Genomic DNA, 17162 nt, shown 5'->3' with positions numbered 1-17162 from the left:
GAATGTCTCCGGCAGACGGGATTTTTCTGTCTGTTATACCATTAATAATAAGATGCGTTGATACTTCCTGTGTTGAGATAAGTAATGCAGTAATAGTAGATCCTCTTGAATGTCTTTGTTGTGTAGTGAAGTCCGTCATCACTGTCAGCGTCTGTGCCATTGTAGGAAGCATTGGTCCCGTAGCCTTTTTTCATAAGTACGCTGTACATATCGATGTACTTGTAATCCAGAGAAAGACCGGAACGGATCTTGCTGTTGAATTCTCTTACCTGTGCCTCTGTACGGGCGCCTCTTCCTGCTTTTGTGATCATAGTACTGTTGATCGGGTTTACAGACATGTAAAAGAGCTTACAGTTCTTACTTTTCAATGTGGATGCGATACTGGTCATATAGCTGACATAATTGCCTGCATTTCCCAGGTCATTGACACCCAGATTAAAGATAACGGCGATCGGTTTGGAACCTTCTGTTTTGTCGATCTCTTCTATAAGCTGTGCATATCCTGTATCCCGGAACCAGCTCAAGCCCTTTCCTGGGTTTGCAACAAAAGAAACCCCATTTGTTACAGAACTGCTCATCTGTTTTTTCAGTGTCGCCTGTATTCCTGCAGTACGGGAATCTCCCACAAAAATAACCTTACTGTACATCATACCGATCGCCGGATGAGCCATCTCATCGGAGCTGATATCCTTCTCCAGTGCACGGTTAAATACTGTCGCATACAGATTGGTGTTTTTGCTGATCCGCAGAAGTTCGCCGGCTTCATAATCCGGATCTGTGGAAGAACCGGTCCGTCTGGTCTTAGACCAGCCCATAAACGTATAACCTGTCGCATTGGATACAGATGGAAGCTTAAGGTAACCGCCCTTTCCAAGTGTTACTGTCTTCCATACGGTTCCGTTTGCCTTGCGGAGATTTACTTTTACTGACTGCATCTGTACGGAATAGTATCTGATATTACCGGAGATTTTAATCTTCGTTCCTACTTTTTTTGCAGTAGATGCCTTGCCGTTCTTTGCTGTTGACCAGCCAAGATTTACATATCCCGATCTGGATGGAACTGCAGGCAATGTGTAATATGTACCCTCTTCTACTTTTTTCTGCAGCTTCTTATATGCGGAATTGGTGCTTCCATTTCCAAGATAGAAGTTTACGGTATAGTATCTGCTCTTTCTGCGGACCGCATACAGAGTCATATCTTTTCTGACCTTTACGCGGGCACCTGCTTTATATACCACCTTACTGCTCCCCTTCCGTGTGGTCCATCCGAGATTCTGATATCCCACAGCCTTGGGTACTGCCGGAAGCCGGATCGTAGTATTTAATGTCACATTCTGTGTCAGTGCGGTATACGTCTTACTTTTGCTGGTCCCTGAATTATTATTGAACTTAACGGTATAAACAAGCTTCGCCGCCGACACCTTATGCGATGCAGCCGGCACAAAGATCAGTGCAGCTGCCACAAGTGCCAGCAAAAGCCATTTTATCCGAAAGGCCTTTCCGGTTTTTTCTCTGTTTTTCATATAAACAAACTCCTCCTGAAATACATATCCATCCCCGGGTGCCTCCGTACTTTTTTTACAGAGTATTGATAAATCTCATAAATGCATCCCTGCCCTCTGGTGTGCATTTATAAACACCGGCATCCTCCAGTACATGAACAAATACATTGCCCACTTCCCTGCGAAGAACTTCCTGGATATTATCTTTATCAAGTTTCTCATATTTTGGCAGAAATTCTGCAACCCATGCAGCATGTTTCTCGATTTTCTCATTGGAAGCGATGTCCCTGCCGCTTAAAATGTATTCTTCAAGAAGCTCCAGCTCTTCTTTCAGACGTGCCGGAAGAACAGCGAGTCCCATAACTTCGATAAGACCGATATTCTCTTTCTTGATATGATGATAGCATGCATGCGGATGATAAACCCCCAGCGGATGCTCCTCTGTTGTGATATTGTTACGTAATGTCAGATCCAGTTCAAAGGTATCTCCCACTTTACGTGCGATCGGTGTGATGGTGTTATGCGGCTCTCCGTCTGTTTCTGCAAAGATAAATGCAGCCTCATCCGTATATCCTCTCCAGCCTGCCAGTACATGTGTTGCCAGATCGATCAGTCTCGTCTCGTCTTTGCTGCGGATACGCAGTACGGAAAGAGGCCATTTTACAATGCCGGCTTCCACATCTTCGTATCCCGGGATCGTCACATGCTTTTCAATCTCTGCCTTCGCCATGGCAAAGGTGTAATGCCCGCCCTGGAAATGATCGTGGCTGAGGATAGAACCTCCTACGATTGGAAGATCCGCATTGGAGCCAAGGAAATAATGTGGGAACAGCTTTACAAAATCAAACAGCTTGATAAATGTATTTCTCTCGATCTTCATCGGAGTATGCTGACTGTTAAATACGATACAATGTTCATTGTAGTAAACATATGGAGAGTACTGGAAGCCCCATGGACTGTCATTGACGGTGATCGGGATGATCCTGTGGTTCTCCCTTGCCGGATGATTGACTCTTCCTGCATAGCCTTCATTTTCCGGACAAAGCAGACATTTTGGATAGCTGCTGGATTTTACCAGCTTGGCAGCTGCGATAGCCTTTGGGTCTTTTTCCGGCTTGGACAGGTTGATCGTGATATCGATCTTGCCATATTCGCTGTCTACTGTCCATTTCTGATCTTTTTTTACGCGATAACGTCTGATATAGTTACTGTCCTGACTCAGCTTATAAAAATAATCTGTGGCTTTTTCTGGATTTTCTTTATAAGCATCCCAGAATTCTCTCTGTACCTGGGCAGGACGCGGCATCAGACAGTTCATCAGTTTTGTATCAAAGAGATCTCTGTACACAATACTGTCCTCGATGATGCCCCTCTTTACAGCCTCATCAAGAAGTTCGTTCAAAGTCTCCTCAAGATTGATTTTAGCATACTCTGTCTCCGGTTCTGTATATTCGCTTTCCCCAAAGGCATCCAGAAGAAGATTGGTTGCATAAATTCTTTCGCATTCCGGAGTAATACCACTCTCCACCCCATACTGTACCAGTTTTTTAATACTTTCACTTAACATTGATTTTTCCCCTTTCCTGTCGCGCTTTCCCCGGAAAACAGGAACTTTTTTCCTGTTTTCCGATTTATGCCAAACGGGAACTCCCGTCTTGCCATCCTGCTGTAACCCCATGGCCTTCATCCGGCCTGCTCTGTAAGCATCACTCTATAACGTTTTCTATATAGGTGAGAAATACATTTCCGGCACTCTCAAACAGCGCTGTACTGTCATTCATTCCATACGGGCTGATCTGCCCTGTTGCCGGATCATAAAGATAGGTATTATATTCATCATAGCCTACGATCACCACACTGGAATTTTCTCCTGTCTTGGCGATCACCGGTCTCTGGGCACTGACCTCATAAAGAACATTGTCAAGAGTGCAGCCGGTCAGATCGATCACCGTTCCCATATCACCAAGGCTATCCTGAAGTTCTTTTTTCTTCCAGTTGGCTGTACGTATACTTTCCGGTACATCCTCTATATTCATCTGGAGCTTTGTTTTTTTGTTTCCACGTTCCCAGACATACTGCTGCGCACGGTTAAGTACCACTCCAGTCTGCGCATCCGCGCGTTTCACAGCTGCAGCCGGATCGGTATAGATACGGTCAAGAGAACCATATGCATAAACATAATAAAGTTCTCCCTGTGGAACGGTAGTATCCAATGTTACCGATGAGTCTTCAGTACTCTCGATCTTGGAACAAACAAGCAGCGGACTGTCTGTCTCCGGTTTCTGAGTCATGGTCAGGCGGATCAGCGTTCCTGCACGGTTTGTAGTGATCAATGCTACATCTATCTGGCTTCCGGATGCTTTTTTGTTATTCATGATATTGTCCTTTTTCTGGACTGTATAAGCATTCCCCGATTTTGCAGAAAGTTCAAACTCCATCATGGTACTGCCAACCGTTACGTTGGTGATATAAAGGCCATCCTGACGATACTCTTTTTTCACCTTTCCTTTAAAGCTTTCAATGCGGAATGTACTGATTCCCTCTGTTTCATGTCCGTTGGCATCCGTAAGAATGTCTTCATCGGAAAGGATCCCATATACCAGATCTTCATTCATAAATCCCAGAGCTCTCAGATTTTTTCCGCTTTCCGGCGAAATATCTCTTGTTTTCAGAGAATCAAATTCAATTTCCCGGATCTTCCCTGCATCATCTCCGGATTCGATCAGCCATGCTGCATGTGCCTTGGTATCTGACACAACAAAATGGTTCTGTTTGATTCCTTCTTCCAGAACCTGTGAGGTTCCTGTCTCAATATCTACCTGATACAGCTTCTGTGCAAACAGCAGAAACAGCTGATTGTTTTTGTTTACATAAGTGAGTGTTCCAAGATCTTCCTTCAGGAACTCGTAGGATTCTGTACTTGGTATGAATACTTTTTCTTCCACCACATTACGGTCGCTGTTGTAGTGATAAACACAGACACCGCTGTATCCCTCGTGAACACCACGGTTCATGTAACCGTACAATACAAAGTCCACATCCCCGTTATCTGCCACTCGGATGATCTTGATATCATGTTCGTTGCGCACATATCTGGAATCGTTATCTTCCTCTTTGCGGAAGCTGAAGATCCTTGTGATCTTTCCGCTGGACGGTGCATAAGACCAGAGATCCCCATCCTGCTCAAAAGCAACGATCTTTCCACTGCTGTCTGAAGCATAGGTGACATTCTTGTCACGGACCCCCAGAAGCAGGCCTGCATCGGAAACTACCTTCTGAGACGGATCAAATACCTTCGTTGCAGAACGTTTAAAATCCAGCAGCATGATCCTTGTTTCTGTATAACGCATACGGTAAAATTCCGTAACATCATAAATTTCGGTTTTACCCTCATCATCCTGTGCGGAAACCTGATAATCTAGCGTGATACTTGCAGTCGTTTCATTGATATCATCGATCAGCGGAACTCCTTCCATGTAGAGCTTCGGAGAAAGGGATCCCCAGCTGATATTGGAAAGTCCGGAACTGATGGAAATATTATTGTAATTCGTTCCGCCGGAAATATCCTCCGCTTCCAGATATCCGGTCAGCGTATCTGCCTGTTCCTTGTCCAGACACTTTGTGGAAAAATCCTTGACAAACTGAAGATACGCTTCTGTATTCAACTGGGTTCTGGAAACCACTCTTGTATAGTAGTAAACTTCCCCCTCACTGGTATCCAGCGTGATCTGCATGGAATACTCCTGGTTCATGCGAAGGTCACTGCCGATCTCAATCTCTGTACTTAAACAGCCGTTATCCTCTTTCGTGAGATTCTTGATCTTACGATTCTCCATAACCTTGCTTCCGTCTGAAGTCCGTACCTCATAAGCAAGCCCTGTTACTGTATCAGCATATGGGTTGATCTCAAAAGACACTTTTTTGGTCGTATCCAGCGGAGTAATACTTCCTCTCATGAAATCGGTCTGCATCTGCTGTCTGTATCCATACATCTTATTTGCCTGGGTACTTCCGATCTTTACCATAACCTCCGGAAGTGTGGCATCGTTCATATCTGAGCGGTTATCTGTAGACTGACTGTTCATCAGAAATGAGGTCCCGGCTACTACTGCCACAAAGATCACCAGCAGTATCACTCCCTTACGTAGGATCTTCATCATGTCATTCTCCCTTCTGTGAGGCTGACTCTTCCGGATAAAGAAGCCTGTCCAGGGTAGGAGCCACATGAAGAGCCTTCATGGTATCCGAAAAACTGTCCCTGCTCTTTTTCTTTCCGGTTTTTACTGCGCGGATCAGAATATTCTTTGGTGTATGTTCCATATCGATAAATTCAAGAAGCTGGGTTTCATATCCTTTGCTTTCCAGAAGCTCGGCACGAAGACCATCTGTGATCAGAGCTGCCATTCTTTCCTTCAGGATCCCATAACGCATAACAGGCTGGAGCATTTCGTTTCGGATCTGACGATTCAGTTCATGCTGACAGCATGGAACAGACAGGATCACCTGAGCCCCCCATTCCACTGCCTTGGCCAGAGCGAAATCTGTTGCTGTATCGCAGGCATGAAGTGTCACCACCATGTCCACAGAAGAAACGCCTTCGTACCCTGCAATATCTCCCTGGTAAAAATGCAGCTTGTCATAACCATAAGATCTGGCCAATTCACTGCAATGCCGTATCACATCTTCCTTAAGATCCAGCCCTATGATGTTTACATCAAAACCCTCCAGTTCTCTGAGATAATAATACATAGCAAAAGTAAGATAGGATTTTCCGCAGCCAAAATCCAGGATCGTGATCTCTCTGTCTTTAGGAAGCTTCGGAAGGATATCCCTGATAAACTCCAGAAAGCGATTGATCTGTCTGAACTTGTCATATCTGGAAGCAACGATCTTTCCATCCTTTGTCATAACTCCCAGATCCACCAGAAACGGAGCTGCCGTTCCCTCTCTGAGAATGTACTGTTTCACCCGGTTATGAGGAGCGATCTTTATCTTCTCATTCTGTGCAGGCCCGTGTTGTTTTGTTTTGATGGTTGCTTTCCCTTTCTTGCTGATAAGGATACTTCCATCCTGACTGCGTCCGGTTGCCTGAAGCTGACGAAATTCCTCCATGGCATGCTCCAGATAAGCTATCATCTCTTCCCTGGTAAAATTCTTATGATAAACCTTCGTCCCTTCTGTCATGGACGCCTGGTAAAAAATCTGACCCTTCAGCTCCACAGGACGAAGCTTCACCTTGGAAGGTCCCTCGCCAGTCCTGCGGCCACTGACAACAGCCTGTATCAGCTGTTCATTAATCTGTTCTTCTAAAAATTCCCTTATTGTTTTCATCATACTTCCATTATATTCACTTTTTGTTTTATTGTATATGGACAGATGTTATGCGAACCAGTTTTGGTCGCTTCTGCCAGTATCACTGTATCGTTCATGGGTAAACCGCCATTTTAATACTCAGTGCGGAAACATTTTCTGCACCTTCTCCTCCTGCATCTTCGTCTGGAAATCTCCTGATACACCAGCACTTCGATCAGATCATCCAGGAACCCTCCTGGAATCTCCTGTACACTGGTATCTCCTTCCATCTGTCCTTTCACCTGGTGACAGATGTGATAGAGCATGAAACGATCCGGATATTCATCATACAGCCGGCTTCCCTCATAATCCAAAAGCTGACACTGTGCTTCCGCTTTTTCCTGGATCCTTCGGGCTGTATCCGGATAGTATGATCTCATCAGATCAAATTCCTTTTCCTGTTCTCTCTCTTCATTATAAAAACCAGGACTTCCCTGTGTAGCATAAAACGGATAAAAATCTGGATAGATCATAACTCTTCTGCTGTCCTCTCTCTGCTATCTCTTACAGTATATGCAGAAGAAAAATGACGGTTCCCTCCAAAGTTCCGATCAGGCCATCCGTTTCAGCATTCCCTGGGTCAGACGTACGCTGTGCTCAATTGCAAGCTTTTCAAAAGCCGGATAATCCATGTTTGCACTATTATCTGCTTTATCTGAGATAGCACGGATGATCAGGAATGGAATCCCGTTAAGAGCTGCTGCCTGTCCGATCGCTGCGCCCTCCATCTCAACAGCATAGGCGCTGAATTCCTTTACAATATTATCTTTTACACCCTGATCACATACAAACTGATCTCCGGAAGCAATTCTTCCTTCAAAAACCCTGATCTCCGGATTTACTTCCTCGCATACATCATGTGCGATCTTACGAAGGCACTCATCTGCCTGGAAGGAAAACTCTTTCATCTGCGGGATCTGTCCCTTCGGATATCCGAATCCGGTTGCATCCATATCATGATGAAGAACATCTGTGGAAAGTACGATATCTCCAATATTGATATCATTGTTAAGGCTTCCTGCGATACCGGTATTGATCACCGCTTCCACCTGAAAGAGATCTGCCAGGATCTGGGTGCACATGCCGGCATTTACCTTACCAATCCCGGACTGTACCACAACTACCTTCTTTCCTTCCAGAACACCCTCATAAAAATCCATTCCGGCTCTGGTAGTAATGGATACATTCTCCATAACCTCTTTCAGTCTTGCTACTTCCTGTTCCATTGCTCCTATGATTCCAACACATTTCATGATCTGTAAATCCTCTCTTTCAATATGATATCCCGCTGAATTTCACAGTTTTTTCCGTTCAGCAGTATCTTTTTCTTTTTCTACATTGTTCATTATAACAAATTTTATTTTTTATGGAAACTTTTTTTGAGAGATGCTATAATCGATAAATAAACAGAACAGGAGGTAACCAGAATGGTTTATAAGACAAAAGGCGTCTGTGCTCAGGGAATTGAGTTCGAGATCGACGATAATAAAAAAGTTCACAATATCAAGTTTACAGGCGGATGTTCCGGAAACACACAGGGTGTTGCACAGCTTGCAGAGGGAATGGATGCAAATGAAGTGATCTCCCGTCTGGAAGGCATCCGCTGCGGATTCAAACCAACTTCATGTCCGGATCAGCTTGCAAAAGCCATCCGCCAGGCATTGAACGAAGGCTGATCTCACATAATCTTATTTTGTATATCGGATTTATCATCACCCTGCGAAAAATTTCCGCAGGGTGATTTTATGATGATTTGACAAAATAATTGTTTCAATGTTATCTTTGTTATCCGGTTAAATATCTGTTCTGTCCCACTTGTCACACAGTGACTGGATATCTCTTGCAAAACGATCCAGATCTTTATTGGGGCAGCCTTCATTCTTCCGGATCACGGACATCAGGCGACGTCCCATAGCCAACAGCTTCTCATATGCACGGGCAGCCTTGGTTGTTTTCGGCGAAGCAGTTGCCTTTACGATCCGAACACCGACAGCCTCATGGATACACCGGTTCTCCAGAAGATCATATTCAGTTCCACTAAAGGGTGCTGTTGCATCATACCCAAGCTCTTCTTTAAGCCTCTGGGCAAAAATCTCCGTCACCGTATCATCACCATGCGTAACAAATACGTGTTTTGGTCTCGTCTCAAAGGCTTTCGCCCATTCTATAAGTCCGTTTACATCAGCATGACCGCTGATTCCCGACATTTTGCATATTTCAGCAGCTACCTGCACAGTCTCACCAAACAACTTCATCTCCACAGCACCTTCCAATAATGCCCGTCCCGGAGTTCCGATAGCCTGGTATCCAACAAAAAGAATGGTATTTCTGGGATTCCACAGATTGTGTTTCAGATGATGTTTGATACGACCAGCATCACACATACCGCTGGCGGAAATGATCACCTTGCAGTCCTCATCAAAATTGATAGCTCTGGAATCATCGGTAGTAACGGAGGTCTTCAATCCCTGGAAGGATAACGGATTGATACCTTTATTCAAAAGATCCATTGCTTCCTCATCATAGCAGGTATATGCATTCTCACTGAAAATCGTAGTTGCCTCATTGGCAAGGGGACTGTCTACATATACCGTAAAACCATCATGGCCGTGAACCAGTCCCTGTTCTTTGATCTGTCGGATAAAATACAGCATTTCCTGAGTACGGCCTACTGCAAAGGACGGGATCACCAAACTGCCGCCTCTGTCAAAGGTCCTCTGGATGATCTCTGCCAGTATTGCCGGATAATCCGGACGTTCTCCATGACTGCGGTCTCCGTAGGTAGATTCCATCACAACATAATCTGCCTCTCGGATATATACCGGATCCCTGATCAGCGGCTGATCGATATTTCCGATATCGCCGGAAAAAACGATCTTTTCTGTTTTGTCCTCTTCCGTCATCCAGACTTCAATACTGCTGGAGCCAAGAAGATGTCCTGCATCCACAAATCTTACTTCGATTCCCTCTGCCGGTTTGATGATCTTATCATATGGGCATCTGACAAAGTTCCGGAGCACACCCATGGCATCTTCCATAGTGTATGCAGGAATAAATTCCGGTTTTCCTTCTCTCCGCCCCTTTCGGTTTCTCCACTCAGCCTCGAACATCTGGATATGTGCGCTGTCACGAAGCATGATATCGCAGAGATTACAAGTTGCCTCTGTCGCATAGATCGGCCCCTGATAGCCTTTTGCATACAAGGCCGGAAGATTTCCGGAATGATCCATGTGTGCATGTGTCAGAAGCACAAAATCCAGATCACCCGGAGCCACCGGAAGCTCCTTATTTTCATAATAATCCGGTCCCTGCTCCATTCCATAATCCACCAGAAACTTCCGTCCTGCCGCTTCCAGATAATAACAGCTTCCAGTCACCTCATGCGTAGCACCGATAAATGTTATCTTCATGCACAAGCCCCCTTTTCCATCCCACGTTCTGAAATTTCCATATCAAAAAAAGCCTGAAGGATCTCTCTGTGATATCCGATCGTCCAGAAACGCTGTGATATACAATTCCAAGAAGAAATAATCGACTTTTTGTTTATTAACGGTTTATTATTGTATTTATTATACACGAAATATATGTTTTTTGACAGTCTTTTTGTGAAATATGTTTCTTTTTTTAAGGGGATTTTTTTAGATTTTTTGATATTATTCAGAATTTTTAGGCATTCCCCAGCGAAGGTAATGTAAAGTTTACTGGATTTTTTATTTTTTTGGGGGGAGTGGCATCGCTGGGGATGTGATTTATTTTGTTGATTTGTTATTTTACGAGAATACCGCTGGTTAAGGTTGTGGTTGATTCTTTACTGCCATCTTTAGCTGCGTGATAGCCTCGTACACGGTAGTAATAACCGCTTGGCACGATTACTGTAATATCTTTAACTAAATTAGTTGCATTTTTTTTTGTAAAACTCCAACTTTTATATGTTGAATAAGTACCATTAACTTTTCGTTCTAAATACATGTTTAAATAAACTATATCGCAAGAGTGATGACACTGCGTAAGACCAGAAATAATCACTTTATTGCTAGCTAATTTCTTAATACTTGAATTTCCCAAATTTAAATTATTTCCACGTAATACGCTATAGGTTGTATCTTCTGCATAATCTGCATCCGTATCGGTTTCTACTGAAAAATCATCTGATAAGTTTTCTGCCATTACAGGAATTCCCAGCAACATACAACAACAGAATACTAAAAATACCGCCATTATTGTTTTCTTTATTTTCTCTTTCATGTATCACCTTTTCACCGCTAAACTTCCATTACAATAATATTACGATATATATTCTCCATAATCGCTTTAGAAAACTATATTTTTTATAAATTTTATAAATTCCTCTTTTTGCATTTTACCTGTAATCTGATAAAATATCGATTCATCTTTCCAACATGCTACATAATTTTCATTTGTATCTGCATCATCTTTTACTTTTTCAATATTTACTGTAATATTTTCATTCTCAAGATTTACCTTATCAATTACTTTCCCATCTAAAATATAAACACTGCTTTTAGCTTCTTGATCATATCTTCCTATATATACCATTATTATATTTTCCCCATAATAATATTCCATTACTGCATATCCCGCCGAAGTACTCACATAATAATCTTTAAATTCAAAACCATCTGGACGATACATAAATTGTGGAACTTTTGCACTAATCTCTTTTTCAATATTATCTAACGCTGTCTGCTCATCCTTATGCGCTCTCTCATTTCCTTCATCATTTTCTATTGAGATACTCGTATCATCCCCAACCCAATACCTCACAGAATCAATAAAATAACTCCTGTTCGCCTGGCTGGTCATGCTTGCGGCGAAGATACCGGCTGAGCATACAAGTACTGCTGCCGCTACACGAGCTGCTTTATGACTTTTCTTTTCGGGCAGATAAACGATTTTTACATTCTCTTTATGATCATCAGTTTTAATACTGTCAGTTTCGTCTTCTTTGTAAACACCATCTGCTTTCAGTTTTTCTACAAGCCTCTGATAAGCAGCCTTTGCCTCCTCTTCTGTTTCTCCATCATCAGGAATCACTCCATCTGGAAACAGGATTTTTTCCATCTCTTCGGTTTCTTTTTCATATTCTTCTGCCAACCATTTTTTCAGTTCGGCATCCCTGAAATTTTCCATTATTTTTCTCCTGTAATCCTATCTTTCCTTGACAATTCCTCCGTTAGAGTTCATATTTAATGATAGTATATGACTATTCAGGAGGAATCCAAATGAAACACATCGTACTTACCGGCGGTGGTACTGCCGGACATGTAACTCCAAATATTGCCCTGATTCCAAAGCTCAGGGAGCTTGGTTATAAGATTTCCTACATCGGTTCCTACGAAGGAATCGAAAAAAAACTGATCGAAGAACTTGGAATCCCATATTATGGAATCTCATCCGGAAAGCTGAGACGTTACTTCGATCTCAAAAACTTCTCTGACCCGTTTCGTGTACTGAAGGGATTCAGCCAGGCCAGAAAGATTCTGAAAGAGCTGAAACCGGACGTTGTTTTTTCTAAAGGCGGTTTCGTTACGGTTCCCGTTGTGATCGCGGCCAAACGTTTAAAAATCCCCGCATTGATCCACGAGTCCGACATGACTCCAGGTCTTGCCAATAAACTCTGTCTCTCTTCTGCATCCAGAATCTGCTGTAATTTTCCTGAGACAGTCGCCAATCTTCCAGCTGACAAAGCAGTTCTTACAGGAACTCCGATCCGCCAGGAACTTCTTTCCGGAAATGCGGAAAACGGTCGTAAATTCTGTGGTTTCACTGCTGACAAACCGGTACTTATGGTTATCGGTGGTAGTCTGGGAGCTGCTTCTGTCAATGATAATGTCCGCAAGATCCTCCCTGAACTTCTGAAGGAATTCCAGGTTGTCCATCTCTGCGGAAAGGGAAAAACCGATAAATCTCTCAACGGTACTGCCGGATACGTCCAGTATGAATATATCCAGGACGAGCTTCCGGATCTGTTTGCCATGGCTGATATCGTGATCTCCCGCGCAGGCGCTAACGCGATCTGTGAGATCCGCGAGCTTCATAAGCCAAATCTTCTGATCCCGCTTTCTGCCAAAGCCAGTCGTGGTGACCAGATCCTTAACGCACGATCCTTTGAACGCCAGGGCTTCAGTAAAGTGCTGGAAGAAGAGGAGATCACAGAAGAAAAGCTTCTGGAAACCATCCGCCAGCTCTATACCGATCGTCAGAAATATACAGATGCTATGGCAGGAAACGGCCAGGTAGATTCCATCAGTAAGATCACTGATCTTATTGAAGAATGCGCCAGAGCCTGACTATATTTCCACAACAGCCATATGAAAACTCTGCCACTCCCTTCCGGGCTGGCAGGGTTTTCTTTTATTCGTATACTTTGCGAAATTCTTCCTGCAGCCAGCGCTTCGCTTTATATATCCTGTTATTGACACCACTTTTCGTCAGACCATATTCTTCTGCAACTGTTTCAACGGAAATCTCCAGATATTTGACCTGAATTAAGATCTCATAATTTATCGGCTGTTTCTTTCGAAATCTTCTCAGCACCATATACATAAATTCTTTCTTCTCTTTACGCAGAAATACCTCTTCCGCATCGACCGAATTCTGTTCTTCCAGAAATGCCGCAACTTCTTCCTGACAGACAAACTCATGCTTGGAGCTTGATTTCTTTATATAATCCAAAGCCTTATTCATAGATGCCCTCTTGATCAGAGAAAACATCATCTTTTCATTATCAATATTCAGGCCATCCTTTATAGTATACATTTTGTAAAGTACATCCCGACTGACATCATCAGCAGTACTCCAGTCATGGAGAACCCCATACGCATACCCTCTGGATATTTTTCGGTATTTAAGATAAAACTCTTCAAATGTCTGATTATTCATTTTTCCTCTTTAGTGGCTATTTGTCATTCTTTAATTTTCTTTAAGATTTCATCTCTCACCTCATCGCTGAGTTCTCCGGGTTTCCAGGTTAAACCAACACCATCTCCCTCATATCTCGGAATCAGATGCATGTGAAAATGAAACACAGTCTGTCCTGCGATCTCTCCATTGTTCTGCACAACATTAAATCCATCACAGTTCAGTGCATCTCTCAGCTTTCCTGCCATTTTTTTAGCCAGGATCATTGCTTTTCCAGCAGTCTCATCCGGAAGTTCATAAATATTCGCTGCATGCTTTTTCGGCAGGATCAATGAGTGTCCTTTGCTTGCCGGTCCCAGATCCAAAATCACGCGAAATTCCTCATCCTCATAAAGTGTTGCTGATGGAATCTCTCCATTTGCGATTTTACAAAATATGCAATCTCCCATTATTTTGTCCTCCTTGTTTGCAAAATTATTTTATCTATATTCTTATTTTGTCGTATTTTCTCGAATTTTTCAATACTGTTCTTGTTGATATTTGAAATTTCTGATGTTAATATTTTTCCGAGGTGATAATATGTGCAACGATACTACAGTCAGTAAATTGAAAAACGATTTTCATTATACACTTTCAAAATTTTCACATGAACTCCGGAATCCTCTGACTCTTATTAACAGCGGACTCCAGATGATCGCATCTGCACATCCTGAGGTCAAAGAATATGAGCACTGGGATGATGTTATGGATAATCTTGATTATGTAAAAGAACTTCTTGATGAACTTTCTGCATTTAATAATGCAGGCCATGTCAAAAGAGAAAACATTGACACCTGCAGCTACCTCCGAACGATCCTTTCCTCCATAAAACCTACTCTGGATTATCTGGAGATCACACTTGAAACAGATATTCCGGATTCATTGCCATCGATGGCTCTTGACCGGATCCGTGTCCGGCAGATGCTTCTGAATCTTCTGAAAAACGCATGGGAAGCCGTTCCCATTCCCGGAGGAAAGATTTCTTTTTCTGTCATTCCGGAAAATTCCGGCATCCGCATTGATATCCGGGATAACGGATGTGGAATCTCAAAAGAACAGCAGGCTACGATATTTCAGCCATTTTTTACAACCAAAGAATCCGGAACCGGCCTTGGCCTTGCTGTTTCAAAACAGATCGCTCAGGCACACAGTGGAGACATCACGCTTGAGAGCGCTCCCGGTCAGGGAACTGTTTTCCATATTTTTCTGGGATGATAAAGAATTACAGCGATCAGGAAACCACTTAACAAACCGCCTATATGCGCTACGTTATCCACGCCTTCACTTGCAAATCCGAAATACAGTGAAAACGCAGCCATGATCAGCATCTGTCTGACAGTCAGATCTGCCACTCTTCCTCTGTGCCGTATGATCACGTAGATCATACCGCCCATGACTGCAAAAACAGCTCCGGAAGCTCCTGCAGATAAAGAAGTGTTTCCTGACTGCATATCAAAAAACAAAGAGAGCATATTTCCGCCCAGACCACCAAATATATAGATCAGAAAAAATTTTATCTTTCCTGTTACCGGTTCCAGTCTCTGGCCAAGCACAAACAGAACCAGCATATTATTGATCAGATGTGGCGCACCAAAATGCAGAAACATACTGCTAAACAGCCGATACCACTGTCCCTGTTCCAGGATCAGCGGTGCATAAGCAGCACCGCATTCCAGCATATGCTGCCCGTTCTCCGAGCCGCCGGTAAATTCCACCACAAGAAAGATCAGCGTATTTATGAGGATCAGTAAAACTGTCACAGGTTCTTTTTTTATTTCTTCCAATTCCGGCCTCTTTCCACAGCGGTTCCGGAAATATTTCCCATAACTCGCTGTTATAATCTGAAAATTCGAATTTATTTCATTATTTTAACAGATTTTCATCAGGCGGACAACCTACGGTCCCATATTAATACGATACAAAACTGGATTTTTCGCTCTGTTATTTCAAAAAAATATAACGGGCCTGTGCAAAATCGACTTCATCCTCATCCTCCAGCAAATAATCTTCTCCTGTTTTCAGAAGCTGTCCATTTACAGAAGTCCCATTTCTGGAGTTCAGATCTGCCAGATAATATGCCCCCTCCCTTTTTCGGATCTTGGCATGGATCCTGCTGACAGTTGGTATATTGATCACTGCATCCGCCGCAGTTTCCAGTTTTCCGATCACTGTGATATCTCTTTCCAGATAAATGGTAGCCAATTCCCCCGGTTCCCGGCTTACTAATGTAGCAGGACCTTTGGATGCACCTGCCGAAAGAACTACTGTTTCACCAAATCCATCTAAAAAATCTTCCGCTTTTGTCGGGATATTTTTTTTGATCTTTTCCAGTTCTTTTCTGCTGTCACCGGCATTGCTCCCTGATAGCGTACCAGATTCTTTCTGATTTTCAGAATATACAGCTGCCTCTTTTTCCACCGCACCATATTTCTGTTCAGGCACCGGCGTATCCAGTTTTTTCTTTTTTCCACAGACTTTTTTTATCAGAATATAGCTCAGCATCCCCAGTATCATTGCTGCAAGAATTCCCAGAAGAAAAATTTCTTTGCTTATTCTTGGAATATATCCGCCGGCCATTCCTGCCGTAATTCCCAGAAGAAGCACCAATGCTGCACCAAATCCAGCCACTGGCTTCCATATTTTGTTTGTTTTCCGCTTCTGTGAGTCCGCTGAAGATTTTTTCTGTTTTTCATTTCCGGACACACTGGCTCTTTCCCAGCCTTCCACCTGCCACAGATCCTCTGCTTTTTCCTCCTCAGTCATCCTGTTTTCTTCCTGGAGCACTGTTTTCTTTTTTTCATATGGAGAAAAATCTTCCTCGTCGCCGTTACATATTTTATATAACTCTTCCTTGATGTATTCCAGATGAAAGCTGTCCTCCAATGCACGTCTGTATACATTATATCCCAACATGACCGCTTTTCCGTCTTCATGATCCAGCTTTGGAAGGATATACTCCGCAAGACTCTGAAACTGTTTCTGTATTTCCCCATGAAATCCCGGAAGATAACAAAATCGGACACTTTTTCTTTCCGCATCCAGATAGATATATTCCGGTTCCAGGATCAGCTGACAGGGATTCAAAAGATACTCGGACATTTCTTCCATGATCTGTATAAAGCCTCCCAGTATCACCTGAAGCGACTCCAGATCCATCTTTTTTTCCTCAAAAAGCGCAGTCATGGAATGCCTGGAAGTTATATCATAATACACCATGAATTTTCCGTCGATTCCCTGTATCCGACACTGAAGAAGATCCGGCACAGCATTGGCCACGATCATCCTTACCTGGTAAGAATCTGTATCGATTCTCTCATCTCCTGTCAGGATCAGATAATTATGATTCATATCTCTTTTATATTCCGTTCTCATTTTATGGCGTCACCT

At 43.1% G+C, this 17162-nt stretch carries 16 protein-coding genes; 3 read left to right on the top strand and 13 right to left on the bottom strand.

What is annotated here, in order from left to right; translation table 11 throughout:
• Positions 1 to 41 precede the first annotated feature (41 nt).
• From AB5026_RS09660 to AB5026_RS09635, 6 genes are all read right to left on the bottom strand, one after another.
• Positions 42 to 1523 carry an InlB B-repeat-containing protein gene (locus AB5026_RS09660; RefSeq protein ID WP_368213228.1) on the bottom strand — a complete coding sequence of 494 codons (1482 nt, stop codon included), beginning with the start codon at positions 1521 to 1523 and terminating at the stop codon, positions 42 to 44.
• A gap of 55 nt (positions 1524 to 1578) precedes the next feature.
• Positions 1579 to 3069 (bottom strand): UDP-glucose--hexose-1-phosphate uridylyltransferase, encoded by a 1491-nt coding sequence (galT, locus tag AB5026_RS09655; RefSeq protein ID WP_288631319.1) that lies wholly within the window; start codon positions 3067 to 3069, stop codon positions 1579 to 1581.
• A 139-nt stretch (positions 3070 to 3208) separates the two neighbouring features.
• The gene (locus AB5026_RS09650; protein WP_161209118.1) at positions 3209 to 5662 is read right to left on the bottom strand and encodes a hypothetical protein; all 2454 of its coding nucleotides are present in this window, start codon (positions 5660 to 5662) and stop codon (positions 3209 to 3211) included.
• A gap of 1 nt (position 5663) precedes the next feature.
• On the bottom strand, positions 5664 to 6833 hold the full coding sequence (locus AB5026_RS09645) for an SAM-dependent methyltransferase (RefSeq protein ID WP_015525637.1): 1170 nt from the start codon (positions 6831 to 6833) through the stop codon (positions 5664 to 5666).
• Between the two features lie 113 nt (positions 6834 to 6946).
• On the bottom strand, positions 6947 to 7327 hold the full coding sequence (locus AB5026_RS09640; protein WP_021652849.1) for a hypothetical protein: 381 nt from the start codon (positions 7325 to 7327) through the stop codon (positions 6947 to 6949).
• Between the two features lie 78 nt (positions 7328 to 7405).
• On the bottom strand, positions 7406 to 8107 hold the full coding sequence (locus AB5026_RS09635) for a 5'-methylthioadenosine/adenosylhomocysteine nucleosidase (protein WP_015525635.1): 702 nt from the start codon (positions 8105 to 8107) through the stop codon (positions 7406 to 7408).
• A 174-nt stretch (positions 8108 to 8281) separates the two neighbouring features.
• On the opposite strand from AB5026_RS09635, the gene AB5026_RS09630 reads away from it, so the two are divergent.
• The gene (locus AB5026_RS09630) at positions 8282 to 8530 is read left to right on the top strand and encodes a TIGR03905 family TSCPD domain-containing protein (RefSeq protein WP_110102758.1); all 249 of its coding nucleotides are present in this window, start codon (positions 8282 to 8284) and stop codon (positions 8528 to 8530) included.
• A gap of 117 nt (positions 8531 to 8647) precedes the next feature.
• Here the strand turns inward: AB5026_RS09630 and AB5026_RS09625 are convergent, their stop codons facing one another.
• The 3 genes from AB5026_RS09625 to AB5026_RS09615 form a co-directional block, all read right to left on the bottom strand.
• The gene (locus tag AB5026_RS09625; protein ID WP_329983800.1) at positions 8648 to 10264 is read right to left on the bottom strand and encodes an MBL fold metallo-hydrolase; all 1617 of its coding nucleotides are present in this window, start codon (positions 10262 to 10264) and stop codon (positions 8648 to 8650) included.
• A gap of 355 nt (positions 10265 to 10619) precedes the next feature.
• Positions 10620 to 11099: a DUF6147 family protein gene (locus tag AB5026_RS09620; protein ID WP_243121618.1), complete on the bottom strand. Its 480-nt coding sequence runs from the start codon at positions 11097 to 11099 to the stop codon at positions 10620 to 10622.
• Positions 11100 to 11165: 66 nt separating this feature from the next.
• On the bottom strand, positions 11166 to 12005 hold the full coding sequence (locus AB5026_RS09615) for a DUF4367 domain-containing protein (protein ID WP_368213225.1): 840 nt from the start codon (positions 12003 to 12005) through the stop codon (positions 11166 to 11168).
• A gap of 92 nt (positions 12006 to 12097) precedes the next feature.
• On the opposite strand from AB5026_RS09615, the gene AB5026_RS09610 reads away from it, so the two are divergent.
• The gene (locus AB5026_RS09610) at positions 12098 to 13165 is read left to right on the top strand and encodes an undecaprenyldiphospho-muramoylpentapeptide beta-N-acetylglucosaminyltransferase (RefSeq protein ID WP_044962288.1); all 1068 of its coding nucleotides are present in this window, start codon (positions 12098 to 12100) and stop codon (positions 13163 to 13165) included.
• A 64-nt stretch (positions 13166 to 13229) separates the two neighbouring features.
• Here AB5026_RS09610 and AB5026_RS09605 read toward each other — a convergent pair whose 3' ends face one another.
• The gene (locus tag AB5026_RS09605) at positions 13230 to 13757 is read right to left on the bottom strand and encodes an RNA polymerase sigma factor (protein ID WP_368213223.1); all 528 of its coding nucleotides are present in this window, start codon (positions 13755 to 13757) and stop codon (positions 13230 to 13232) included.
• A gap of 23 nt (positions 13758 to 13780) precedes the next feature.
• Positions 13781 to 14185, bottom strand: a complete 405-nt coding sequence (locus tag AB5026_RS09600; RefSeq protein ID WP_015525628.1) for an HIT family protein — start codon at positions 14183 to 14185, stop codon at positions 13781 to 13783.
• A gap of 130 nt (positions 14186 to 14315) precedes the next feature.
• On the opposite strand from AB5026_RS09600, the gene AB5026_RS09595 reads away from it, so the two are divergent.
• The gene (locus AB5026_RS09595; RefSeq protein ID WP_144093378.1) at positions 14316 to 14990 is read left to right on the top strand and encodes a nitrogen regulation protein NR(II); all 675 of its coding nucleotides are present in this window, start codon (positions 14316 to 14318) and stop codon (positions 14988 to 14990) included.
• Here the strand turns inward: AB5026_RS09595 and AB5026_RS09590 are convergent.
• Positions 14957 to 15559 (bottom strand): rhomboid family intramembrane serine protease, encoded by a 603-nt coding sequence (locus AB5026_RS09590; RefSeq protein WP_368213221.1) that lies wholly within the window; start codon positions 15557 to 15559, stop codon positions 14957 to 14959. The two genes, AB5026_RS09595 and AB5026_RS09590, sit on opposite strands and share 34 nt — an antisense overlap.
• Positions 15560 to 15716: 157 nt before the next feature.
• Positions 15717 to 17147, bottom strand: coding sequence for a DUF6382 domain-containing protein (locus AB5026_RS09585; protein WP_368213219.1), 1431 nt, complete (start codon positions 17145 to 17147; stop codon positions 15717 to 15719).
• Between the last annotated feature and the right edge of the window lie 15 nt (positions 17148 to 17162).

Origin of the sequence: Blautia sp. RTP21359st1_E11_RTP21359_211015 (assembly GCF_040910705.1) — a bacterium.
Classification (GTDB): domain Bacteria; phylum Bacillota; class Clostridia; order Lachnospirales; family Lachnospiraceae; genus Blautia_A; species Blautia_A fusiformis.
Note: the sequence above shows the minus strand (reverse complement) of the source record. Positions and strands in the feature narration are given on the sequence as shown.